This window comes from Bacillus sp. FJAT-27225 (assembly GCF_001685025.1).
Taxonomy (GTDB): domain Bacteria; phylum Bacillota; class Bacilli; order Bacillales; family Cytobacillaceae; genus Bacillus_D.
The window spans coordinates 280,360-304,995 of the sequence record NZ_MAYU01000012.1 but is presented as its reverse complement, the minus strand read 5'-3'; the positions used below and the strand labels follow the sequence as shown (position 1 = coordinate 304,995).

18 protein-coding genes are annotated in these 24,636 nt (G+C 44.9%); 16 read left to right on the top strand and 2 right to left on the bottom strand.

Annotated features, from left to right (window positions below; genetic code table 11):
• Positions 1–56 precede the first annotated feature (56 nt).
• Positions 57–1,316 (top strand): sugar ABC transporter substrate-binding protein, encoded by a 1,260-nt coding sequence (locus A8F94_RS09015; protein ID WP_066198661.1) that lies wholly within the window; start codon positions 57–59, stop codon positions 1,314–1,316.
• A 153-nt stretch (positions 1,317–1,469) separates the two neighbouring features.
• Here A8F94_RS09015 and A8F94_RS09010 read toward each other — a convergent pair whose 3' ends face one another.
• Positions 1,470–3,785: a hypothetical protein gene (locus A8F94_RS09010; RefSeq protein WP_066198657.1), complete on the bottom strand. Its 2,316-nt coding sequence runs from the start codon at positions 3,783–3,785 to the stop codon at positions 1,470–1,472.
• A 348-nt stretch (positions 3,786–4,133) separates the two neighbouring features.
• Between A8F94_RS09010 and A8F94_RS09005 the strand changes: the two genes are divergently transcribed.
• From A8F94_RS09005 to A8F94_RS26520, 7 genes are all read left to right on the top strand, one after another.
• Entirely contained in the window at positions 4,134–4,823 is a 690-nt protein-coding gene (locus A8F94_RS09005) for an N-acetylmannosamine-6-phosphate 2-epimerase (RefSeq protein ID WP_066198654.1), read from the top strand.
• A 126-nt stretch (positions 4,824–4,949) separates the two neighbouring features.
• Entirely contained in the window at positions 4,950–6,278 is a 1,329-nt protein-coding gene (locus A8F94_RS09000) for an extracellular solute-binding protein (RefSeq protein WP_066198651.1), read from the top strand.
• A 65-nt stretch (positions 6,279–6,343) separates the two neighbouring features.
• On the top strand, positions 6,344–7,219 hold the full coding sequence (locus tag A8F94_RS08995; protein ID WP_066198648.1) for a carbohydrate ABC transporter permease: 876 nt from the start codon (positions 6,344–6,346) through the stop codon (positions 7,217–7,219).
• Positions 7,220–8,050 carry a carbohydrate ABC transporter permease gene (locus tag A8F94_RS08990; RefSeq protein WP_066198645.1) on the top strand — a complete coding sequence of 277 codons (831 nt, stop codon included), beginning with the start codon at positions 7,220–7,222 and terminating at the stop codon, positions 8,048–8,050. It begins immediately after the preceding gene.
• A 21-nt stretch (positions 8,051–8,071) separates the two neighbouring features.
• Positions 8,072–8,890, top strand: coding sequence for a MurR/RpiR family transcriptional regulator (locus A8F94_RS08985; RefSeq protein ID WP_254660820.1), 819 nt, complete (start codon positions 8,072–8,074; stop codon positions 8,888–8,890).
• 16 nt (positions 8,891–8,906) lie between these two features.
• Complete coding sequence (locus tag A8F94_RS08980) at positions 8,907–9,881, top strand: acetylxylan esterase (protein ID WP_066198639.1); 975 nt, start codon at positions 8,907–8,909, stop codon at positions 9,879–9,881.
• Positions 9,882–9,951: 70 nt separating this feature from the next.
• The gene (locus tag A8F94_RS26520; RefSeq protein WP_077247626.1) at positions 9,952–10,347 is read left to right on the top strand and encodes an acetylxylan esterase; all 396 of its coding nucleotides are present in this window, start codon (positions 9,952–9,954) and stop codon (positions 10,345–10,347) included.
• A 271-nt stretch (positions 10,348–10,618) separates the two neighbouring features.
• On the opposite strand, the gene A8F94_RS08975 is transcribed toward A8F94_RS26520, so the two are convergent.
• Positions 10,619–13,126, bottom strand: a complete 2,508-nt coding sequence (locus tag A8F94_RS08975; protein WP_077247625.1) for an NEW3 domain-containing protein — start codon at positions 13,124–13,126, stop codon at positions 10,619–10,621.
• 302 nt (positions 13,127–13,428) lie between these two features.
• Here A8F94_RS08975 and A8F94_RS08970 point away from each other — a divergent pair, with 302 nt between their 5' ends.
• The 8 genes from A8F94_RS08970 (at position 13,429) to A8F94_RS08935 (ending at position 24,522) form a co-directional block, all read left to right on the top strand.
• Positions 13,429–14,631 carry an ROK family transcriptional regulator gene (locus A8F94_RS08970; protein WP_254660819.1) on the top strand — a complete coding sequence of 401 codons (1,203 nt, stop codon included), beginning with the start codon at positions 13,429–13,431 and terminating at the stop codon, positions 14,629–14,631.
• 21 nt (positions 14,632–14,652) lie between these two features.
• On the top strand, positions 14,653–15,750 hold the full coding sequence (locus tag A8F94_RS08965; protein WP_066198634.1) for an extracellular solute-binding protein: 1,098 nt from the start codon (positions 14,653–14,655) through the stop codon (positions 15,748–15,750).
• A gap of 14 nt (positions 15,751–15,764) precedes the next feature.
• Positions 15,765–16,868, top strand: a complete 1,104-nt coding sequence (locus tag A8F94_RS08960) for an ABC transporter ATP-binding protein (RefSeq protein ID WP_066198630.1) — start codon at positions 15,765–15,767, stop codon at positions 16,866–16,868.
• Complete coding sequence (locus tag A8F94_RS08955; RefSeq protein WP_066198628.1) at positions 16,865–18,556, top strand: ABC transporter permease; 1,692 nt, start codon at positions 16,865–16,867, stop codon at positions 18,554–18,556. Before A8F94_RS08960 ends, A8F94_RS08955 begins: the two co-directional genes overlap by 4 nt.
• Positions 18,557–19,631: 1,075 nt before the next feature.
• Positions 19,632–21,122 (top strand): argininosuccinate lyase, encoded by a 1,491-nt coding sequence (gene argH / locus A8F94_RS08950; RefSeq protein ID WP_077247684.1) that lies wholly within the window; start codon positions 19,632–19,634, stop codon positions 21,120–21,122.
• A gap of 176 nt (positions 21,123–21,298) precedes the next feature.
• Positions 21,299–22,066, top strand: a complete 768-nt coding sequence (locus tag A8F94_RS08945) for an IclR family transcriptional regulator (protein WP_066198621.1) — start codon at positions 21,299–21,301, stop codon at positions 22,064–22,066.
• A 147-nt stretch (positions 22,067–22,213) separates the two neighbouring features.
• Positions 22,214–23,614, top strand: a complete 1,401-nt coding sequence (locus tag A8F94_RS08940) for an APC family permease (protein ID WP_066198616.1) — start codon at positions 22,214–22,216, stop codon at positions 23,612–23,614.
• A gap of 98 nt (positions 23,615–23,712) precedes the next feature.
• Complete coding sequence (locus A8F94_RS08935) at positions 23,713–24,522, top strand: creatininase family protein (RefSeq protein ID WP_175384383.1); 810 nt, start codon at positions 23,713–23,715, stop codon at positions 24,520–24,522.
• Positions 24,523–24,636 lie beyond the last annotated feature (114 nt).

Genomic DNA, 24,636 nt, shown 5'->3' with positions numbered 1-24,636 from the left:
TCGCAGACGAATTTAACTCAGCCTAAATCAAAAAAAGAAGAGGGGTAAAATTTTTTATGAAAAAGAAATTAAAATTGTTTTTAACATCTCTTATAGCAATGGGTACGATTCTTGCTTCTTGCTCTAATGAAGAAGGCTCAGCACCAGCTGATGATGGGAAAGTTAAAGGTGACATTACAGTTTGGGTGCATCCTTATACAGAGAATGCAAAGGTTGAAGAAGAAATGTGGGGGAAAATGGTCGCGAACTTCAACAAGGAATTCCCTGATGTCGACGTTAAAATTGAAACACTTCCCTGGACTAACCGGGACCAAAAAATATTGACCGCTTTGGCTGCAAACAATGGACCGGATGTATTCTATGCAATTCCTGACCAAATGCCACAATATGCAGAAGCAGGAATGCTTTTAGAGTTAAATCCTTACTTAAAAGATTCTGATTTAGAAGGATTTGTAGATTCAGCATTGCTTTCAACAACTTGGAAAGATAAATTATATGGCCTTCCAATTTTACAGTCATCCGTTACATTTATCTACAATCAAGACATCATTAAGGCAATTGGAGAGGATCCTGACAATCTTCCTAAAACATGGGACGAATTTGAAGCTTGGGCCAAAAAAGCGAAAGATGCTGGATACTATGCTATGAACTATCCGGGCGGCGGTTCCTTGAACTTAACAATCTACCCATGGATTTGGCAAGCCGGCGGAGATGTACTGACTCGGAACGGCGAAATTAAAATCAATAGCGCTGAAAGCGTTGAGGCGTTAGAATTCATTAATAATATGTATAAAAACGAATACATCCCTAAAGATTCAATTACTGCAAACGCCCATACTACGGAGTGGTACGGTGGAAAAATGTTAGCTGTTCTAGGTTCAGGTATCGATGTAACGAGTCTTATAAAGGAAGATGAATTTGATTTTGTCATTGGACCGCCTTTACAAAATAAAGAGCAACTAACGTATGGTACAACAGGAATGTTTGTTGTTCCTGCTAACAGTGATAATCCAGATGCAGCTGCTGAGTTTCTAAAATCAATAACAAGTACTGACAACCAAAGGATCTTTGGTGAAGTGACACAATATATTCCAACTAGGGAAGAAGCGAAAGATATCTTTGCTGATAATCCGCACATGGCTCAATTGGCTTCTTACACCGAATATGTATTATCTGGTGTTATTCATCCGCTTGGACGTACTATTATGCCTCATATCCAAGCTCAAGTTCAAGCAATGATGGCAGGGGACGTAACTCCTAAGGAAGCAGCTGATGCAGCAGCGAAAGCAATTCAAACCGAACTTGATAAACAGTAAAAATAGTTTTCCAAGCCTTCTTGTTGTGGTTGCAGGAGTCATTGGAATCAGTCTATATGTCTAAAATTATGTGCACGCGCAGGAAAACGCGTGCACTTTTTAATGGTTAGAAAAGGAAGCAAGGGAATCATTCCCTGCTTCCTTCATGGTCCTTTATGGGTTTCCCCGGACACCATTTGCTATTGTAACCCGTACTTCATTGGAAGTATAGGTGTTACCATTCAGTTCAGCGCTAAGTGTAACAAGTGATGTTCCAGGTCTCAATCCAATTATCTTGCCGTTGTCATCCACTTTCACAACATCTTTATTGCTAACAGCCAGAGAATACTCATTGTTTGGTACTTTAACTTTCGCGCCGTTTACCATGTGGGCAGTTACGGTTGGCTGGACAGCTTTCCCGGTTATGAGTTTTTGCTCAACATCGAGCTCAATATAATCGACTTTTGCCGGGATTTTATACAAGTTGGCACCTTTCCCATAATAAATGCTGCCGTCTTCACTTAGATCCATTAAGTCAACTGTACCTTCGACGAGCTGCTCGGACTGAAGTGTTTCCGGATTCACGACAGTCAGCTTTCGGTTTAGCGTTGTATAGAGATTTCCGTCCGGTCCCCATACGAGATAAAATGGTCTCCACTTGGAAGAGAGGAAAGTAGTTTCATAGATTTCTTTGCTTTTCACAACTTCGTACGTTTCAGGATCCATTGCAAAAATCGTTCCATCAATGATGCCCCAAAGCAGGCCGTCAGGTCCAAACGACAATTCTCCGATATTCTGGAACGGCGTGTCCTCCAAACCTGGAATTTCCGGAGTGAATTCGGCTATTTTTTCACCTTTTTCCACATCGAAAACAAACATTTTTGCTTCCTCGGCTACAGGGTCAATGCCAAGGCCGCCATAAATGGATGTGCCGCCATACACTTTGCCATCCTTATAGGCCAGACCGAAAACGCTTTGATTTTCAACGATATTCCGGTACGTTTTTGACTCTATATCAACAGAGCCGTCTTCAGCCTCTTTTTCTTCCAAAATCGTCAATGCCCCGCCATTCACTCCATAAGTTGGAATAGTTCCAATGAAGAGCTTGTTATCCCCGGTAGTCATTGTGAACGGGCGGTCCTGCTCATCCTCGATATCCAGGTATAATCCCGGGTTCGCTTTGCCGGTTTCATTGTACTCAATCGGCAGCAGCGGATCGTAACGGTACATTTTCGCTCCGGTATACGTTCCAAAATACACCTTGCCATTGTACTCACGAATGCCTTCCGCCTGGTGGAAGGAGTAGTTTGTATAGGTATAGTCTTGAAGTTTTTCGTTGTAAATGCTCATTCCGCGCTGGTAGGCGGCAGAATAGACATTTCCATCAATCACAGCGATAGACTGGAGGGCTGCTCCCTGGGCATCCACATCCGGGAAATGAACAGAATACGAATTGTTTTCAGGATTGTAGAAAAATGAATCGGTGAATGCAGTCATGCCTGTCAAAACGGTTTCGCCTGTACTCAATGTCATCCAGCTGTGTGCCTTGACCGCTGTCGAACTAGGCAGGGACGGGATGTTTTCTACTTTTGAGACAGTATCGGTTGCCGTGTTGTAGGAGAACAAGTCACCCTGAAGCTTGTAGTAAATTAAATCTGGGTTGTAAGGGGATGGTGGTGAGATTTTGCTTTGAAATTTCATCGTGCGAATATGTTGCTCGGTTGCCTCGTCAATGACAATCAAATCCGCCCCTGCATAGACAAAAAGCTTACCGTTATAGATCGCCACTTCGGAAATGGTTAAAGTTTGTCCGGATACAGGAGTCGGTATTTCCTTCTTTTCACCAGTTTCTCTGTCATAGCGGACTACACCTGCAGTCGTACCAATCCCCACATACAGATATTCGTCGGTTACGCCAAGGCCGCGGGCATATTTCTCGCCTTCCTTCATCGGCCCCAAATCTCTGAATGTGTTGCTGGCAATATCATACTCGAACACTTTCGATTCATCATAGGTGGCTCCATAGATTTTTCCATCCGGGCTGCTTTTAATATCCCAGACAAAGTTGTCAGAAGGGTTTTTCCCGATCGTTTCCATCCGGTTTTCTTCCGGGAGATATCGATATAAGACACCGTTTTGGGTACTCGCAAAATAAACATTGTTGTCGTTGCCGATCGTCATAGCCCAGATTACATCTGAATTAGGAATGGGCTGTGAGAATAAGCGCTCGCCTGTTTCAGCGTTAACAACATAAAAAACTGCCGGTGTACCGGTGATTGCTATGTACTGGAGATTCTCGCCTTTGCTGTTTTGGCCATACGCAGCAATCTGGGACAGCGGGCTTTTCACTGCTTCTCCTAAGTTCACTGTTTCCTCAAACTGGTGTTTAACGGTGAATGCGCTTTCATTTGCGGATGCAGTTGGCTGGGGCAGGGCGGTTGAAATAAGAAGAACGAATAAAGCGGCAATTATACTAAGCTTTGATTTCAATTGGTTCCCTCCTAAATAAGAAGTAGTAAATGATTGTGCTACATAGCCATTGCCATATACCCGACTAGGAACATTCCACTCTCGCATAGTCACATAGCTATCTTTGAGATGATTCTTGTTCCCTATTTTCTTACATGTAACTTTATCCTCCTTACTAGTTATTTCTGTTTCACACTACATATTAGAGAGGGAGCTGTGTAAGCGTCAACGTTGTTTGAATATTTCGACACATTTAAGACACAAAAAGACAATGAAAATATTATCCGTCTTCTATAGAATAGGTGGAGAGATTCACCTTTTTCAAAATGGAATGAAAATTAAGAAAATAAAAGTATAAGAGGTGTCAGCATGAATTCTTTACTAAAGAAACTAGAGGGAGGTCTGATTGTTTCTTGTCAGGCCTTGGAAAATGAACCTTTGCATGGATCAACGATTATGAGTAAAATGGCGATTGCTGCCCAGGAAGGCGCGGCTGCCGGGATAAGGGCAAACAGTCCAGCAGATATTAAAGCTATTAAACAAGCAGTTGATTTGCCAGTTATCGGTTTATATAAAAAAATCTATCAAGATAGTGACATTTACATCACGCCAACGATGAAGGAAATTGGAGAGGTAGTGGAGGCTGGTGCTGATATTATCGCTTTCGATGCAACCTTCAGGGTTCGCCCAGGTGGACAGCAGCTCGACGAATTTGTGAAAGAGATTCAGTCCATATTTCCATCAACACTATTAATGGCTGACGTAGCCACTGTTGAAGAAGGTTTGCATGCAGTGAGTTTAGGCTGTGATTTGGTTTCTACCACTCTGGCTGGATATACTCCGTACACTGAGCATGTTACGGCATTTGATAAAAAACTACTTTCAATTTTAGTGGAAAAATCAGGGTGCCCTGTCGTTGCGGAGGGGAGAGTCAATACGCCTGGACTCGCAGCAGAATGCATCCGTGCAGGAGCTTTTGCAGTGGTTGTCGGCTCGGCGATTACCCGGCCGCAGGAGATTACTAAACAGTTTACAAAAGAAATTTCAGCCGAAAAATGAAAGGGTTTACAAAAATATAGCGCTCGTTGCCGGATTTAAGGAGGTGGACGCATGTAGGTAAATTTACATAGGCATGAGGTTAGTGGATGTGTAACACATAAAATCCAAACGAAAAAGGGGATGTATATGAAAAAGTTTTTGTTGCTGTTAGTTGCCTTGATGGTCATTGCTGCCGGCTGTAGCTCAAAGGAAAGCACGGGTAAAGGCGGAGATAAAAAGGTAGAAATCGAGGTTATGATGTTTGAAGGCGGATTTGGCTCTGAATGGGTAAAGGAATCGGCCAAAGCGTATATGGAGAAAAACAAGAATGTAAACATTAAGATTACCGCAAGCCCGGACATCCACACTCAACTGCAAACGAGATTTTTATCAAAAGATGTTCCTGATTTGATGGTTCCGGGGCCAAGCTTTGATATTCAGGGTGTCATTCGCGACGGAATGATTGAGCCGATTGATGATGCGCTCCAGGAAAAGGCGTATGATAGCGAAGAAAAATGGGTTGATACGTTTGAGCAAGGCCAATTCAACCAAAAGAAGGATGGCAAAACATACGGAATTCCAACGATTTTTTCACCGGGCTATATTTGGTGGTATGACGAGAAGCTGTTCGAGGATAATGGATGGGAGCTTCCGCAAACACAGGAGGATCTTTATAAATTAAAAGCCGAGGCTGATAAAAAGGGAATTGCTGTTTTTTCAGTGCCTGGAAAAGCCCCGGGTTATTATTTCTTTGGTATTTACCTGCCGTTTGTTGAACGGATTGGCGGTAAGGAGGCACTTTTGGACGCATTTAACCTGAAGGAAGGCGCCTGGAAATCGCCTGCGTTTGTTGAGGCTGCAAAAGAATCACAGCGGATGGTGGATGAAGGGTTATTTTTAAAAGGAACATTTGGGTTGTCCCACACAGAAGCGCAGACCTTGTTCTTCCAGCGCAAGTCTCTGTTTGTTATGGCTGGCTCGTGGCTTGAAGGCGAGATGAAGGATGTTATTCCGACTGACTTCAAACTTCGCGCATTCAATCAGCCTGCATTCCCTGGCGGCAAGGGCGAGCAGCTTGCTCCGGTATCGACTGGTTGGGGCGGTGCCTGGTATATTCCGAGCGGCTCGAAAAACAAAGACGAAACGATTAAGTTCCTGAAGTTCCTTTCGAGCGAAAAAGAAGTAGAGAAAATGGTTGCTTCCAAAGGGCTTGCCAGTGTTGTGAAAAATACGGAAGATGCGATTCAGTCAGAGCCTTTAAAGAGCGCGCTGAAAGTTCTTCAGGATGCGGGCGGCTCGTACGCTCCAACAGCCATAAACGATTCTTATCCTGAATTGGTCGGAAATATGAACAATATATATCAAAGCCTTATGCTTGGCGAACTGACTCCAGAAAAGTTTACGGAGCAGGCAGAGAAATTCGCGGAACAAATCAGAAAAGATGACAATATAGAAAAAACAACATACTCCTGGTAATTTCATATTTTTGCGGAGAGGTCTGAGGGTTCTTGGGCCTCTCTGTTTTGAAAGGTTGTGAGTTTTTGAGAAACAGAAGTGAAAGATGGTCGATTGTCGTGTTTTTACTGCCAGCCTCCGCCCTTTATCTCTTATTTGTCCTCTATCCCTCCTTCAATGCCTTGCTGATGAGTTTATACAACTGGCGCGGGCTTGGTACGAAAACGTTTATTGGCATGGATAATTATCGGCGAATGCTCGAGGATGACATTTTTATCAACACATTGAAGGTAACAGGAAAATACATATTGGTACAAGTCCCGGTCGTATTAGTGCTATCTGTGGTTATAGCGCTGTCGATTGCTTCTTTTTTAAAAACAAGATGGTTAAATCTCTATCGATCAATCACGTTCTTTCCTTATATTCTTCCAGGAGTCGCGATTGCGATGCTCTGGTCAACAATTTTAAATCCGGTCAATGGAATGTTCAACGGATTGTTGGATGCGATAGGTTTGGACTTTCTTATGACGGAATGGCTTGGAAGGACGGAGACGGCTTTCGAAAGTGTCGTGTTTGTTAATGTGTGGGGAATGGTCGGGTTTTACAGCATTCTCATTCTCGCGGCTATCCTGAATATTCCGCAGGATATTCTGGAAGCGGCTGAGATTGATGGTGCGACCAAATTTAAAAAGAGCATCTATATTACAATTCCGATGCTGAAAGATATTCTGCAGGTCGTCACTATTTTTGTATTGATTAATACAATCAAAATATTTGAAATGCCTCAATTGTTGACGGGCGGAGGGCCGAACCGATCGACCCAGCCAATCTCGCTTTATATTTATGAGCAGGCGTTTTCAAATTTCAATTTTGGCTATGCTTCCGCGCTGGGGGTTATCTTTTTAATCCTTACGTTGATTGCTTCGCTGTTGACGTTGAAGGTTACCAGGAGGGAAGGCTAGATGAGTAAACTTTTTCGGAATATTGGCAGCCATGTGTTCCTGATTCTTTTATCCTTGTTAATTATCATCCCGGTAATTTGGGTTTTTGTAAACTCAGTTAAATCATCTGCGGATATTTTATTAAAACCATTATCTTTTCCGGAAAAAATTACGTTTGATAATTACGTGAACGCATGGAATGAAGCTGGGTTGGGGATAGGATTTATTAATAGCGTTATCGTTACACTTATTACAGTAACCCTGATTGTGATCATTTCCGCGATGGCTGCCTATGTATTAAGCAGGAAAAAATTCCGTTTCCGGATCGCGGTTCAGAATACATTTTTAATGGGATTGATGCTGCCAACGTTTTTGGCGATGGCACCACTGTTTTTATTAATGAATGACCTCGGGCTTGTTAATAGCCTCCCTGGCTTGATTTTGGTGTATATTGCCTATTCATTATCGTTTACAATCTTTATGTTGATCGCTTTTTTTAATCAAATTCCGGATTCTTTGGAAGAAGCCGCAATCATTGACGGCTGCGGGCCTTTCAAGGTGTTTTGGATGGTGATGTTTCCGTTGGCAAAACCAGGGCTGATTTCAGCGGCGATTTTTAATTTTGTCGGAATCTGGAATGAATACATTTTGGCACTCATTTTAATTACCGACGATGAATTGAAGACATTGCCGGTAAAGCTTGCCAACATCATGATGGTTCAGCAATACCATACCGACTGGGGTGCATTGTATGCCGGGCTGGTATTATCATTCATTCCGGTAACGCTGTTCTATTTGCTTTTCCAAAGGCGGCTGATCGAAGGATCGACAGCAGGGGCAGTCAAAGAATAAAGGAATGAAGGATGGACAATGATGTCTACCACTTTAAAAATCAAAAGCTATTATAATAGCTTAACGAAAACGGAAAAAAAAGCAGCCGATTATATAGTGGCAAATCTTACTGCGATTATCTATTGTTCGGTAACCGAATTGGCTGAAAAAGCCGAAGTTGGCGAAACGACGGTTTTGCGGTTGTGCAGAAAAATTGGCTTTACTGGTTTTCAGGACTTTAAACTGGCGCTCGCACAGGAATCTGTCATGATGGCGGCAGAAGAAGAAACCGAGCAGTCGATTATAAGCAAGACAACAGCCAGGCATTTGAAAATTCTTGAGGAAAGCAGGAAGCTGCTGGAAGAAGAGCAGGTCGAAAAAGCCGTCCAAACCATTCTTTCCTCGAAAAATAACTTCTTTTTTGGAGTCGGATCTTCCGGATTAACCGCTCAGCAAGCAGTGAATATTTTTACACGAATCGGAATTAAATGTGACGCCAAGCAGGATAGCCATTTTCAAGCAATGAGCGCGTCATTGTTAGAAGAAGACGACTGTGCAATTGGGATTTCTGTTTCGGGAAGCACAAAAGATACGATTCGCAACCTGGAAATTGCCAAAAAGGCCGGAGCCATAATAATTTCTATCACGAGCAATCGAAAATCACCGATTACAAAATTAGCGGATATTGTCCTGTTAACGTCATCAAAGGAAGGCCCGTTTGAGGGGAGCTCAATCGTCTCCCAAATTGCTCAATTGTCTATAATTGACATCCTGTATTCAGCAATTATGAACAAAAAAGAAGACATGGCTCAAACCGTTCGTAAAGTTACTGCAAAGGCTGTAACAGATAAGATGTATTAAGGATGGTGCTTTTTGAATGGGGAGAAATGTAGGAGATTTTTCTTTAGAACAGCTGCATTCTTATAAACCTGAATTGGTGAATAAACCGGCTGATTTTAATCAATTTTGGGAAGGCAAGAAAGAGCAGGTTAAAAGATCCGGCTTTCGCGTTGACCTTCAGTGGGCTGATTATTCGCTGCCTTCGGTCGAAGTTGCTGACTTAGCGCTTCAAAGCTGGGATGGAACTCCAATTAAGGGGCATCTCATTCGGCCTAAGGGTCTGGGGGAAGGTCCGGTCTTGTTATGTTTTCATGGTTATACTGGGAGCAAGGGTTTGCCATCGGAATACTTAAAATGGGTCCTTCAAGGGATAACGGTAATTGCATTTGATGTAAGGGGACAAGGTGATTCACCGGATTACGCACACTATCCAAATGGCAGCAGAGTCACTGGATGGATGACTCTTGGGATTTTTGAAAAAGAAAACTACTATTATACAAATGTTTACCGTGACATCATTGCCCAAATGGAATGGATTAAGGCTGGCTCGCCTGTAAAGCCTACAATCTTCGGAATCAATGGCGCTTCCCAGGGAGGGGGACTCGCCCTAGTTGCAGCCGGCTTGGAAGAGAGAGTTCAGTTTGTCGCCTCTGATTGGCCGTTTTTGACCCATTTTGAACGAGCTCTTGAGGTCGCGTTGACTGGCCCATATATGGAAATAATCAATTTTTTAAAATTCCATAATCCGGAGAACAGCCTGAAGTCATCTATTCTGGACACGCTTGCTTATGTCGATGCCTTGCATTTTTGCCCGGACATTTTTGTGCCGGTATTAATTGGAATCGGCCTGGAAGATTCAACTACTCCGCCTTCATCTGCTTATGCAGCGTTTAACCATATAGCTAGCCAAAACAAAACCATTGTTGCATATCCACAATATGTCCATGAACACAACCCATTCCATGAAGAAAAGAAAGTTGCCTTCATCTACGAGCAGATTTTCGGCAAATAGGGTAAAGGGGGGACGGCGGGGTCCGTTCTTATCCATTGGGAGGGATTCGTTTGATGGTATTTGAAAACCAATTGAAAGAATTTCAAAACTATTTGCCTCCTTTAACAAAAAGGAAGCTTTTGATTGTTTTTGGAAGAAAAGTCTTAAAGAAGCTGCTGAAATTCCGTTAAATAGTGTTCTGAAGGAAGTAGACTATCCAATTAAGCAGATAAGGGCTTATGATGTTTCCTACCAAGGGTTTGGCGGAAATCCGATAAACGGATATTATATTCTGCCAAAGGAAACAAGCAGCTCTGTGCCTTGTATCATTTGTTATCACGGTTATGGAAGTGATAAAGGATCGATTTCGAATTATATGAAATGGGTTATTCAGGGGTACGCGGTTCTGGCCGTTGATACGAGAGGGCATGGAGATAGTGGGGATGTTTCGGGCTATATGACAGGGACAAATGGAACTTGGGTATAAATGAAAATTGCTGAACTGATTCCTTAACGCTGAATTAATCTTAAAATCGCTAAATTACTCGTCAAAACCGCTGAATTAATTTACACGGAGTAAGGGTGGTCCATTTTCTTGTTTTGCCTTATATATATAGAAGAAATGCAGATTAAAAAACAAACGCCATTCCAAATTGGAGTGGCGTTTGTTGCTTTTTTAGGTGTTGTAGTTAAATCCATAATTCTGAAAACATCGAAGTCTTCAGTTTGCCGCTGAAAATGGCATAGTAGAACCGTCCCTAATTAGCCCCTTGGTAGCTGATCAAGTTGGTGAAGATTCTATATCCGCCCGGCACTTGCCCCTGGATCTGGCGATAGAAGACGAGGTTGGTGTATAGGTACGTACCTTCACCGTAATTTGCCATCAGGATACCGCCGTCGAATGGTGCTTCGCCTGGGTCTGCCATGCTGACGAAGGTTTCATATTCAGGCGCCCATGCCATTGGGTAGTACAGTCCGCGTTCTTGTACCCAGCCGGCCCAGTCGCTGTCGCCGATTTTGTTCGGATAGTTGAACAGCGGGGATTCCGGCTTCAGGACGTTGACGGCTGCGTTTTCATCGGTGACCCTCCATTTGATGGACGGGTTTCCGATGGTTAATGGATACGGTGCCGTCGTATCCTTGTTCCAGCCGTCTCCAGGCTTGTGGTATTGGACAACGAGGTGCCCGCCGTTTGCGACGTACTCTTTCAGTCGTTCGTTGTTGGCCTGCAGATCAGGTCGTGACAGATAGGCACGGATGCCGGTTACGATTGTATCGTATTGGCTCAGGTCGCCGGAAGCAAGGTCTGCTTCAGTCAGTTTTGTAATGTTCAAGCCTGTGTTGGCAAGATAGTCGGCAACCATGTCAAATCCGCTTTCGATATAGCCGATTTTCAGATTCGGGTCAGTCAGCAATTCAAATGCGACACCGTTCACCTTGGCCGGATAGAGATAATAGAACGTACCAATATGGTCGTAGCTGATTTCCTGGACGGTTGCGTCGAATGTTTTGCCGTTTACTTCCACAGCAGCATCAATCTCGAACTTGCCATCCTCGATATCTGCAGGCGGTACGAGTGTAAAGTTTACTTCCTTTTGCTCAAGCTTTTTTGAAAAATCAACCTGGACGCTAGAAGGCGAGACGCCCCAGCCTTCAGGCACATTCAGGGAAACGATCGCAGAAGCTGCCCCGCTTCGGAAGTTCTTGGCCTTCACGGTAACAGGAATTTCTTCTTGAACATTGGCTGTATTCACAACAATATCTTCTGGCGACAACGTCAGACCGACATCTGGAAGGACAGCGACTGTGCCCTCGAGCTGCTTCAACTGAGTTGTCGTGGCGCCTTTTTCTTCAAAGCTGACCTTTGCCTGGATGGCAGGGTCCACATATGCATGGTAAAATTCAGCGTTTTCCAGAACGGTTACCTCAAAGGAAACAACTTCTGTTTCACCAGGGCTTAGCTTAAGTTCGGAAGACCCACCGGATACTGTCCAGCCTTCTGGAACGATCAGCTCGGCGGCTGCATTTTTCAGCGCTTGGCTGCCGTTGTTGGTTAGTGTCACAGTAACAGTTGTGGTTTGCCCTTTTGTCAGGATGTTTTCTTCTGCCACTGCTTCAACGTCAAGGCCTGATGCAACAAAGCTTGCTTCCTGAAGCTGTTCTGACTTCAATGAAAGCTTATGGAGCAGGTCATTTTTCAGAGCATCATTAATGTTTTTCTCTTCAGTTTTGGCAAGAAGCCTTTTAACATCCTTTAGTGCCTTTTGTGTTTTTGTAAAAACAGCTTCCCTGCTAGGATACGCATCGATAATTGAATCAAGGTCAGCCTGAAGCTTAGTGAACTGAACCTTCAAATCATTGGCGTTCTTAGGAAGTACGTCAGCCCACTCGTTAAAATCATATGGGATTCCTGCAAACAGGTCGTTGCTGCCGTTTGTATCAACAGCGGTGTGAACCAGTTTCAGGTGCGTTTGCCTTGGGGCAACCGGGATATCATTGCCCATTCCCTGGCTCTTGTGCATATAGCGGGATGCTTCGCCAATTTGCGGGTAGGACATTTGGTAAATTGGGTCATACATCCCGATTTCAATTGATGTTGTTGCTTCGTCCTTTGAAACTGGCAAGTAATACTTTTTCACCTGCCATACATTTAATCCTTCTTCTAGCTGGTTGGGAAATATATTTGGGTCAGCAGCATCCTTGAATGCTTTTTCACTGAGAATGTTAATTAAGCGGTGGTGTCCGTGCTGGGTGTCGACGTTCAGGAAAGATGGCATGACGATATCTGGCTGATACGTCCTAATAAAGCGGATGAGTCTTTCATATGTAACTTCCTCACCCCATTTTTCCAATGTTTCGTCCGGGCTTTTTGAAAAACCGAAATCATAAATTTCGTCAGAGGTCGTCTCGCTGAGATGGTAGGCTTTAACGCCGTTGATTTTGGCAGCTTCGATCATTTCACGAGAACGGATGATTCCGAGGCCATTGTCCAGTTCGGGACCGATTTCATTCTGTCCGCCTTCGCCGCGATTTGCAATCAGGCTCGCTGTTTTGACGCCAAGCCCCCTGGACAGATAGGCAAGGAAATCGCTTCGTTCGTCATCGGGATGTGCTCCGGTATTGACAAATGTAACGGTTGTCCCAAGCGGTTTCACGACATTCCAGAGATCAACATCCGGCTTGTTTGTATTGGCAGAGCTGCTTGAAAAAGGTGCTAATGTAATGATTAAGAGAAGTGAAAGCAGGACACTTAAAAACTTTTTCATTTTTGTAACCCCTTTCATTTTTGGTTTACCTTACCCTCACACTGCTCTCCTTTCTTACGAATTTTATAGATAGTTAGTTAATGAGGTTAACCAACTGTCTATATTCCCCTCACATAAGAAATAGCATAGGTAAGAGGAAGAAGTAAACAATCCAATATTGGGAAAATTCAAAATAGTCATAAAGCCCTAATCTCGTTTTTAAAATAAATTTAGAATATTAAAACTTGTCTGCGGTTACATTATTGGTTATATTGGGGTTAATTAGTGAAGTTTACTAACCAATTTAACAAGGCCGTGATTGAATGAACACAAATGGAATGACGACCAAGCTGAAAAACAAGAAACTGGTCCTTTCTTGCATCCAGGAGAATTTCCCGATTTCACGGGCGGAAATCGCAAGCAGGATCTCTGTCAGCAAACCGACAGTATCCCTTCTGGTGGATGAACTCATTAAGGAAAAATGGGTGATTGAAAAAGGAATAGGCGAGGCTTCCACACAAGGAGGCAGAAGGCCAATCCAGCTTTATTTTAACGAAAAGGCTCATTATATTCTCGGAACCGATATTGGCGGTACAAAAGTGAATACTGTTCTATGTGACTTGGGCGGCAACATTCTTGCATCAAGCAACTTCAAGACGCAGTCTTTTTTAAAAAAAGGGCTCTTGAAGCAAATTGGCAAAGAGGTTGAAATGCTGATTCAAAGAAGCGGAATTGATTCCGCAAAAGTTCTCGGCATGGGTGCCGGTGTTCCAGGCATTACCGAAACCGAGCGCGGAGTCGTTGTCGAGGCACCGAGCCTCAACTGGGTGCGCTATCCGTTTATTAATGAAGCGAAGGAAATCTTTCCGTTTCCGGTCTATGTCGATAATGATGTGAATGTCACAGCTCTTGGGGAACAATGGCTCGGCAACGCGAAGAATAAGGAGAACGTGCTGTTCATCGCGGTTGGGACAGGAATCGGCAGCGGGATTATCATCCACAACAAGCTGTATCGCGGCGCATCCTCGGCTGCCGGAGAAATTGGCTATATGGTCACCGATAAAAATGAAATGAAGGGCGACTTTAAGCCTGTATTTCACCGATATGGCTATCTCGAAAGCGTCGCTGGCGGGAAAGCAATCGGCACAAAGCTGACAAACGAAATTCTCAAACAGCCCGGCCATCCTCTGCATGAGGAAGCAAAGGCGGGGGAACTGCCCGGCGAACTTGTGTTTGAGCTTGCAAAAACCGGCGACCGGACGGCGCGCGCTGTTCTGGACGATATGGTTGAGCACTTGGCATATGGGATTATAAACGCGGCAAGTCTATTAAATCCGGAAGTGATTATTTTGGGAGGTGGTGTCTTCGAATCTGCTGAAATGCTGTTACCCGATTTACGTAGAATCGTAAATCACTATTTACCTAGCCCAGTAGAATTGAAGCTATCAAAGCTTGGTGACAACGCAGGGGCATTAGGTGCTGTCTCACTGTTTATGCGGGAATACGAAAGCATGATCAAATTTTAATCATTAGGGGGAAGAATTTTTATGAAAAAGAAAAAGGTTTCCGTACTAACTGCACTGACTATGTCGACCGCGCTTCTATTGGCAGCATGCAGCGGCTCGGATGAAGGTTCGGGCGGCTCAACAAAAACCGGTGGATCGGGTGAGAGCAAGGAAAAGCTCGAGGATAAAGTCGTTGTTTATTCACCACACGGCAAGGACATCCTTTCAAAATTCGAGCAGCAATTTGAAGCAGAATACAATGTCGATGTCGAATGGCTTGATATGGGTTCCCAGGAAATCCTCGACCGGATCCGTTCCGAAAAAAACAACCCTCAGGCAGACATCTGGTGGGGAGCACCATCCGTGAACTTTGACCAGGCAAAAGACGAAGGCCTGCTAGAACCGTATGAGCCATCGTATGCAAAGAGCCTTGCTGAGGGCTTCTATGATCCGGAATGGAACTGGACCGGCACAAGCCAGACACCTGAAGTTATCATGTTTAACACGAAAGAGCTGAAAAAAGAAGATGCCCCGAAGGACTGGGATGAATTGCTTGACCCAAAATGGAAGGATGAAATCATCATCCGTTACCCGCTTGCATCCGGTACAATGAGGACGATTTTCTCGTCGATGATTTACCGCGATTTCAAGGATTCCGGTGACCCGGCAAAAGGCTATGAGTGGCTGAAAAAGCTTGATGCCAATACGAAGGAATATGCCGCAAACCCTGAAATGATGTACAACAAAGTTGCCAAAGGCGAAGGCTCACTGTCTGTTTGGGCAATGCCGGACGTTGTTATGCTGAAGGAAAACAAGAACTATCCATTCGATTTCATCATTCCTGAAAGCGGTACACCGGTTTTGACTGAAGGGATTGCGAAAGTGAAGGGAGCCAAGCATCCAAAGGCTGCCGAAGCATTCTATGAGTTCGTGAATACACCTGAAGCTGCGAAGATTTTGGCTGAGGAGTTCTACCGGATTCCAACAAGAGAAGATGTTGAAGGATTGCCTGCGTGGATTACTGAAACTGAAATTAAGCCAATGGATATCGACTGGAAAGTGTTCCAGGAAAACAGCGATACATGGATGAAGTATTGGGATGAAAACATCAAGAGTGGAGAGAAAGAAATCAAAGAATAGGAAGTGTACTCGGTATGGCGTCTATAAAAATAGAGAATGTCCAAAAAGCTTTCGGGAAGGTGATCGCAGTCGATCATTTGAACCTTGAAATCAAAGACGGTGAGTTCTTTACCTTCCTTGGCCCGAGCGGATGCGGCAAAACAACTACCCTCCGGATGATTGCCGGGTTCTATTACCCGACAAAAGGCGTCGTGCGGTTCGGTGAAAAAGATATGACGCGTGTACCTCCTGAAAAAAGAAATACGGGCATGGTTTTCCAAAACTATGCCCTTTTTCCTCACATGACGGTTTTTGAAAATGTCGCCTATGGCCTCAGGGTCAGGAAGGTCGGGTCCGCGGAACTGAAATCGCGTGTCCAGGACGTCCTGAAAAAAGTCAGGCTTGAGAATTATTCAGACCGTCAAGTCAGCCAGCTGAGTGGAGGGCAGCAGCAGCGCGTCGCCCTGGCGAGGGCATTGGTTATTGAGCCGGAAATCCTGCTCCTTGATGAGCCGCTGAGCAACTTGGACGCTAAGCTGCGCGACGAAATGCGCAGTGAGATTTTACGGCTGCAAAAAGAATACAAGATTACAACGATCTATGTCACCCATGATCAGGCGGAAGCCTTATCCATGAGCGACCGGATCGCCGTTTTCAACTTCGGAGTCTGCCATCAGGTCGGCACACCATCGGAAATTTACAATGAGCCGGCTAATGATTTCGTCGCCGGATTCATTGGGGAAATTAATCTTCTGCCGGTAAAGGTCGAGAAGGTTGAGACTGATTACGTGACCGTGAGCCTTCAGACTGACGGGGCGTCGAAGACAATCGCCGTACATAATGATCTGTATAATTTTAACCCGGAGAATAAGGGGCAGCTTGTCTTGTCGGTCCGGCCGGAATCAATCAGGATTTCGGATGGAATCGCTGAGGGACCGAATGTGTTCAAGGGCAAGGTGGAAGAGGTTGCGTTCTTCGGCTCTCTTGTTAATGTGAAGGTCAATATTGACGGTGTTGCCCTCGAGGCAAATATGTTGAACAATGTAAAAACCAATCTGAAGGTTGGCACCGAGGTGTGGGTGACGCTTCCTGAGGACCAGATTCGGATCATTCCAGCCGTAAGTGGTGAGCCTTCATGATTAAAAACCGCGATACAAGGCTGACACTATGGCTTTTAATCCCGGTCCTATTGGTCCTGGTTGCATATGTGCTTTACCCGTCGGTGCGGACTCTGATGGAAAGCTTGAACAGGGGCGGCAGTTTCACTCTCGCAAACTATCAGGATTTCTTCGTTCAGGAATCACGGACGAACCTGCAGGCGCTTTGGAACTCGATATATATTTCAGTTCTGAGTGTCCTGATGAGCGCGCTAATTGGAATTCCGCTTGCGTTTATTTTTAACAAATACGATTTTCCGGGGCGCAGCTTATTTGCCTCGGCGGCAATCATGCCAATCGTCCTTCCGTCGCTCGTCGGCGTTATGGCGTTCATGTTTCTATACGGCGAAACAGGCCTGATTCCGAATTTGATTAAGGACTTATTCCGGCTTGACGAGGTGCCGTTCAAAATTGGCGGTGTTTCCGGGATTCTGATTGTCCACGCCTATACGATGTATGTGTATTTTTACATGACCGTTTCTTCAGCGATTCATAAAATTGACCCGTCGCTGGAAGAGTCGGCTTATAACCTCGGTGCATCGCGCTTCAAGGTGTTTTGGACCGTGACGTTCCCGCTGTTGACACCGGCGATTGTCGCTGCCTCTCTGTTGGTGTTTATGATTTCAATGGCATCGTTCAGTGCACCTTTCTTGCTCGCGGGCGGGTATCGAGTCTTAAGTTTGCAGATTTATTTTTCAAAACTGAACGGAGACATGGAAGTAGCAGCTACACAGTCGGTAATCCTATCCGTCGTGTCGATTGCATTCCTGCTGTTCATGCGCTGGTATCAAAACCGCAAGGATTATCGCATGGCCTCAAAAGGGATCGGTGCCCATCGAAGCGAAGTCAAGAATCCTGTGCTGAAGTGGATTTTGGTCGTCGTCGGCGTGATTGGTGTCATCATCCTGCTGCTTCCGCACTTCACCATTCTGTTGTTGTCGTTGGTTCCGGACGGTACATGGACATGGCAGACGTATCCAAGCGTGTTCAATTTTGAAAATTACCGGCTGCTGTTCCAGGATCCGAACATTTTCAAGCCTTTGAAAAACAGCTTGCTGCTGTCGTTCATTGCAACTGCCGGGAACCTGGTCTTTGGGGTGCTGACATCCTATCTGCTTGTTAAACGGAAGTTCGTCGGAAAAAACTTCGTCGACATCCTGGTTATGATTCCGTGGGCCTTGCCGGCGACTGTTATCGGGATGAACCTAATTTTCGCATTCAACGAACCATCGGTATTCTCGTTCGGACAAATCCTAGTCGGCACGTTCTGGATTCTGCCTTTGGCCTATTTTGTCCGCCATATTCCATTGGTCGTGCGGTCGACAAATGCTGTGCTCGAGCAGATGGATGACTCGATCGAAGAAGCTTCAAGAAACCTAGGCGCGAAATGGTTTTATACGTTCAGGAAGGTCATCCTGCCAATTATCATGCCAGGTGTATTAGCAGGTACGTTGCTCGCATTTGTCGAGTCGGTCGGCGAATTCCCGACCTCCGTACTGCTTTACACCATTTCAAACAGGCCGATTTCCATTGAAATCATGAACCAGCTGCGCATGTTCAACATGGGGCAGGCTGCTGCATACGGGATGATTCAGATTGCACTGATTGCTGTGGTGCTGTTCATTTCGAATAAGTTCTTTGGCGTTAAGGCGGAGAACTCGCTGTCGTAAAATAGTGAGGTAATTTCGTATTGGACACGTTTTGACCGTTCCCGGAACCCGAAACGAAGCTAATGAAGCCTATTGGGCACATTTTGATGGTTCCCGGAGTCCGAAATGGTGCCAATGAAGCCTATTGGGCACATTTTGACCGTTCGCAGACTCCAAAACGGTGCCAATGAAGCTAAGATTAGTAATCACTAAACACAAATTCCTAGTACGAATCTACTGAAAAGTGTTTACTAGACAGAACAGGGTTTGGTGAGCTGAGTTTTGTCCACTAAAGTGTGTTTACTAGCCGGAACAGGGTTTGGTGAGCTGAGTTTTGTCCACTAAAGTGTGTTTACTAGCCGGAACAGGGTTTGGTGAGCTGAGTTTTGTCCACTAAAGTGTGTTTACTAGCCGGAACAGGGTTTGGTGAGCTGAGTTTTGTCCACTAAAGTGTGTTTACTAGCCGGAACAGGGTTTGGTGAGCTGAGTTTTGTCCACTAAAGTGTGTTTACTAGCCGGAACAGGGTTTGGTGAGCTGAGTTTTGTCCACTAAAGTGTGTTTACTAGCCGGAACAGGGTTTGGTGAGCTGAGTTTTGTCCACTAAAGTGTGTTTACTAGCCGGAACAGGGTTTGGTGAGCTGAGTTTTGTCCACTAAAGTGTGTTTACTAGCCGGAACAGGGTTTGGTGAGCTGAGTTTTGTCCACTAAAGTGTGTTTACTAGCCGGAACAGGGTTTGGTGAGCTGAGTTTTGTCCACTAAAGTGTGTTTACTAGCCGGAACAGGGTTTGGTGAGCTGAGTTTTGTCCACTAAAGTGTGTTTACTAGCCGGAACAGGGTTCGGTGAGCTGAGTTTTGTCCACTAAAGTGTGTTTACTAGTTAGAACAGGGTTTGGTGAGCTGAGTTTTGACCACTAAAGTGTGTTTACTAGACAGAACAGGGTTTGGTGAGCTGAGTTTTGTCCACTAAAGTGTGTTTACTAGACGGAACAGAGCTTGGGTGAGCTGAGTTTTGTCCACAAAAACTATTTACTAGACGGAACACAGTTTTTGGAGTTTGAAGACTGAAAATGATTGTCATAAATGGAGATGAAGATGTGAGTAAACTAGAGGATTTTATCACGGATGAAGGGGTTGCCTTCCCGGGGAAAACCTATGTTGAAAAGCTGTTGAAGCCGGTTTTTAATGACCAGAGGGATTATCTGTTCGACGTCATGTTTGATATTCATCGGGCTCACGTCATTATGCTTTCAGAGCAGAATATTATTTCGAAATCGGAAGCGAAGCGGATGCTTGAGGGTATTAACAAGGTCGGGGAATCGGATCGGACTCTCCTTTCCTATCAGCCCGAGTTTGAAGATTTATTTTTCATGATGGAGGCGAAAATAGGCGAAGAAATCGGTGACGAGTTGGCCGGGAAAATCCACATCGGCCGCAGCCGCAATGATATGGGAATTGCGATGTACCGCCTTGTGCTCAGGGAGCATTTGCTTAAGCTGCTTGGGAGTGCTCATCGGCTTAGCGAGGCATTGCTTGAGCAGGCCGAGCGGAATAAGGAAACCTATATGACTGGCTATACCCATACCCAGCCTGCGCAGCCGACGACTCTTGGCCATTATTTTCTAGCCATTTATGATGTTTTGCAACGGGATATCAAACGGTTATGGAACGCCTACGAGACGGTCAACCAATCGGCTTTGGGCGCTGCTGCGCTGACAACGACCGGTTTCCGGATTAATAGGGACCGTACGCGCGACCTGCTTGGTTTTGACAGGTTGATTGAAAATTCCTATGACTGTATCGGCGGAGCAGATTACTTGCTGGAGACAGCAACCGCGCTGATGACGTGTATGGTCAATACAGGCCGCTGGATTCAGGATTTCCTTCAGCACGTCACAAGGGAGTTCGGGACGTTCTATGTTGCCGATCCGTATGTGCAATGCTCTAGCATTATGCCACAAAAGCGGAATCCGGTGTCAATCGAGCATTCACGTTCAATTGCGAGCAGTGCTTACGGAGAAGCGTTCGCTGCGGTCAGCATGATTCACAATACGCCGTTTGGCGATATTGTTGATACCGAGGATGACCTGCAGCCTCATCTATACCGCGCCTTCGATAATGCGAACCGTGTCATGGCACTTATGTACGCCGTCATTGCAACACTGAAGGTGAATAAGGATCACGCCAGGGAAATGGCCCGGAAATCGAGCATTACGATTACTGAGCTTGCCGATACGCTGGCGAGGGAATACGGTATCTCCTTCAGGAAAGCCCACTCCATCGCAAGCTATATTTCAAAGGAAACCATCAAGCAGGGAAAAGAGCTGTATGAGTGGGATATTGACCTGATTAACGAGGCAATCGGCAAATTCGTGGATGTCAAACTGACAAGCCAAGAATGGCAAAAAATCATCTCGCCAGAATACTTCGTTGAAATCCGCGACATCCAGGGCGGCCCAAGCCCAAAAGAGGTCACCCGTATGATCAACAACCGAAAAGCCAGTCTCCAGGCTAAAATCAGCGACTATGAACAAGTTGTCCAAACGTTACGGGACAAACGGAAAGAGCTGCTGGAGTACAGTTTATGATTATGTAAATCCATTTATAAATGAGGGAAACCCGCTTAGTTTGTTCAAAGCGGGTTTTATTTTCGCAGTCTAGCAAATGTCATGTGAAAGGTGCTTTTAAGCTTTTAATAGATTGTACTGGGAAATTTAGTATAATGGTAGTGATCTGCATTGAATTTTTAATAAGAGGAGAAACCATGAAGGAACTTTCTAGTAAGACTGGAAGTGTTGAAAAAGCCTTGCAACTCATCGAGTGTTTCACTATCGAGGAACCCACCCTTACCCTGGACGAGCTGTCTGAACGAACTGGTTTTTCAAAGCCGACTGCGTTCCGGATGGCTTGTTCGCTGGAAAAGTTCGGTTATCTAAGAAGGGCGGATAAAAAGGGCCAAATGGGGTTTCAGCTCGGCATGGCTTTTTTGGAAAAAGGCGAGATGGTTAACCGCCAAATCGATATCAGGGACATGGCCAGGAAGCAGATGCTTCAGCTTAGAAATGATACGGGGCTGTCTGTACAATTGGCGGTAAAGGACGGCCAGGATGCAGTATATGTTGAGCAGTTTGAATCATTAAAGCACATCCGAGTGTTTCCGCAGGTAGGACGAAGGGTTCCATTGTATGTGGCGGCCTGCCCGCGAGTGTTGCTGGCTGCCTTAACGGAAGAAGAACAAAAGTGGATTGTTGAGAAAAATGAAGTAGAACCATTTGCTGCAACTTTAAAACTAGACCGTAATCAGCTTCTTAAGGAACTGAGTAAAATTGCAAAACAAGGTTACGCGATTAGCAGAGGCGAGCTTTATAAAGGAACGGTCGCGATTGCGGTCCCTATCCGGAACATAAACGGGAATGTTTTAGCCGCTTTAAGTGTAATTGGGGTTGAACAGGATTTTACTGACGGAAGAATGGATTTTTATATAAGAACGTTAAAGGAAACAGTTCGGAAAATTGAACAGGAACTTAGTTGAAACATCTCGATTAGAGGTGTTTTTTTATTTCGCTAAAGGATTTTAAATTTTTTGATAATAAAAGAAGGAGATTTTAAAGAAAGAGTCGAATTAAGTAATCTTTATAAAATGAAATTATGATTTCATATAATGAAATGGGGGATAATGATGAAAACTCAAACTGCTAATCAGGCAGCCATCTCTGAAGATGGGAAGTTAAACCGAGGCTTAGGATTTGTTGATTTATGGAGTGTTGGTGTCGGGGCATTGATAGGCGGTGGAATTTTCACCGTTATTGCACCGGCTGTTGCCCAGGCAGGGCCAGCCTTATTCGTTGCGTTCCTTATTGCAGGAATTATTGCGATTTTATCGTGTATGAGTTATGCGGAGCTTGCTTCGCTTTGGCCATACGAAGGGGCTTCCTATGCTTATTCGAAGTTTGCGTTCACTCCGATTCATAAAGACCTTGGCAAGTTGATGGCATTATGGTGTTCGGGCCTGTATTTTCTTTCCTTTGCGTTTGCGGCTGGGGCTGTAAATTTAGGTTTTGCCGGCTATTTTAATTACTTATTTCCATCCCTACCAACTACAGTTGTTGCTCCTGCTATCTCAATTTTGATTACAGGATTATTGCTAATGGGAATTTCAGCAACGGGGAAAATAAATACCTTTTTTTCAATTATCCAGGTTGTGGCGTTATTTGCGATTGCTGTGATTACAATATCCCATAATCCATCCGGGCCATTTCAATTTGCAGAGTTTTTGCCGAATGGATGGACTGGCGTTTTTGCTGCCACAGCACTTATTGCATTCGGGCAAATGCAGGTTGAGGCAGTGTTGACACTAGGGGAAGAAGCGAAGAATCCGCGCAGGAATTTGCCTCTTGCGCAAATTTCCGCCTTGGTGACAGTCGTTATCCTCTATTGTTTGACAGGTTTTGGCGTGGTATCAGCAGCGGATCCAGCTTTGCTGGCAGCGTCAACAGCTCCTTTATCGCTGGCGGTTGAGACTGTATTGCCTGGGATCGGCGCAGTGCTGATTGCGATTGCAGCTTTAACTGCGACCGGCACTTCAACAGTGGGATGCTTATTGGGCTCTTCAAGAATGCTTTTTGCTGCCGCAAGGGAAAAAGCAGTTCCGGGTATCCTCGGCAAGGTCAGCCCAAAAACTCAGGTTCCGGTTTATGCGACTATCTTTACTGGTGTTATTGCGCTTGGAACAACGATGATGAGTACGATGGGATATGGCAAGGCGATTTCGATTGCCGTTGGGGCAGCAGTTTTCTCCAACTGGCTGATGATGGGGCTGATGAATATTGCTGTTATAGTCGTCAGAATTAAACAGCCGCACCTAAAAGCGCCGTTCCGGTATCCGGGCAACATAAAGAATATTCCGGTATTGGCCATTTTTGCAGCTATAGCTTCTTTTTGGATTTTGACCTATATCGAAACAATCCCTTTGCTCATCGGATTATCCTGGATCATTTTGATTACCGCATTCTATTTCCTGTATTCCAGAGACCGTTGGGAGTACCTTGATGAAAATGATATGGAGAAGTTGAATCAATAATATTCTGCCAACCGGGGAAGGTTCTAGATTGCGGAACATGCCAAGCGGGAGGACCTTTTGACGGAAATACTTAAAAAGAAACAGAAAGGAAGATTTTTTTGAAAAGTATATGGCTTCAGGAAAATAAATGGGAAGATGTAGAGAAGTATTTGGAGACGAAAAAAACAATCATCGTTCCGGTTGGTAGTGTGGAACAGCATGGTAAACACCTGCCGCTTGGGACCGATTCCTTTGTGGCCAATAAGGTTGCGGAAGACCTTGGCCGTCAGACGAATACCCTTGTCGCTCCGCCAAACTGGGTTGGGTGGGCTCCGCACCATATGGCGTTTCCCGGCACGATTACATTAAGGCCGGAAACGTTGACTAATCTTATCTATGATATATGCAAGAGCCTTGTTTACCATGGGTTCAAAAAGATCATCATCATAAATGGACACCGCGAGGCGAACCTGCCCCCGTTAAAAATTGCGATAACGAAGCTTAGGAATGAAACTGGCGCTTTCCTTGCCATCGCCGACCCGTTTTATATCGCCGAGCAAATCGGCAAGAAAATCAAGAAATCCGAGCCAGGAGGAGTCGGGCATGCGGCTGAGATGGAAACATCCCACATGCTGTACATCCTGCCTGAACTATGTGAGATGGACAAGGCCATTAAAAATATTCAACTCAAGCATGAGTTTCTCCAGCACGATCCTTTCGTTGAAGCAGATAGGATGTTCGTGCCGAGTGATGTCGCGGGATATCGGGAAGGAGCCGTGAACGTTGGCGTAGTTGGGGACCCCACTGTATCCACAAAGGAAAACGGTGAAATCTACCATCATGAACTTTTAAAAAACCTGGTTGAATTTATCCGATACTGTGACGAAGAAGTCGAGGTGGAAATCCGGTCACGGGAAATTCCGTTATAGGAAAGGTTGATTTGTAGCTGGGGAAGTCCAGGTGATGTATAAAGTCTAAATAATGAAAAAGAATGGGTTGATAGTATGATTGCAACCCAGTTATATGTGGCAAGCCACAAAATC

Excerpts from the sequence above, each read along its gene's own strand:
- A8F94_RS09015 (WP_066198661.1), top strand. The coding sequence starts at position 57 with ATGAAAAAGAAATTAAAATTGTTTTTAACATCTCTTATAGCAATGGGT.
- A8F94_RS09005 (WP_066198654.1), top strand. The coding sequence starts at position 4,134 with ATGAATTCTTTACTAAAGAAACTAGAGGGAGGTCTGATTGTTTCTTGT.
- A8F94_RS09000 (WP_066198651.1), top strand. The coding sequence starts at position 4,950 with ATGAAAAAGTTTTTGTTGCTGTTAGTTGCCTTGATGGTCATTGCTGCC.
- A8F94_RS08990 (WP_066198645.1), top strand. The coding sequence starts at position 7,220 with ATGAGTAAACTTTTTCGGAATATTGGCAGCCATGTGTTCCTGATTCTT.
- A8F94_RS08985 (WP_254660820.1), top strand. The coding sequence starts at position 8,072 with ATGTCTACCACTTTAAAAATCAAAAGCTATTATAATAGCTTAACGAAA.
- A8F94_RS08980 (WP_066198639.1), top strand. The coding sequence starts at position 8,907 with ATGGGGAGAAATGTAGGAGATTTTTCTTTAGAACAGCTGCATTCTTAT.
- A8F94_RS08975 (WP_077247625.1), bottom strand. The coding sequence starts at position 13,126 with ATGAAAAAGTTTTTAAGTGTCCTGCTTTCACTTCTCTTAATCATTACA.
- A8F94_RS08970 (WP_254660819.1), top strand. The coding sequence starts at position 13,429 with ATGAACACAAATGGAATGACGACCAAGCTGAAAAACAAGAAACTGGTC.
- A8F94_RS08965 (WP_066198634.1), top strand. The coding sequence starts at position 14,653 with ATGAAAAAGAAAAAGGTTTCCGTACTAACTGCACTGACTATGTCGACC.
- A8F94_RS08960 (WP_066198630.1), top strand. The coding sequence starts at position 15,765 with ATGGCGTCTATAAAAATAGAGAATGTCCAAAAAGCTTTCGGGAAGGTG.
- A8F94_RS08955 (WP_066198628.1), top strand. The coding sequence starts at position 16,865 with ATGATTAAAAACCGCGATACAAGGCTGACACTATGGCTTTTAATCCCG.
- A8F94_RS08945 (WP_066198621.1), top strand. The coding sequence starts at position 21,299 with ATGAAGGAACTTTCTAGTAAGACTGGAAGTGTTGAAAAAGCCTTGCAA.
- A8F94_RS08940 (WP_066198616.1), top strand. The coding sequence starts at position 22,214 with ATGAAAACTCAAACTGCTAATCAGGCAGCCATCTCTGAAGATGGGAAG.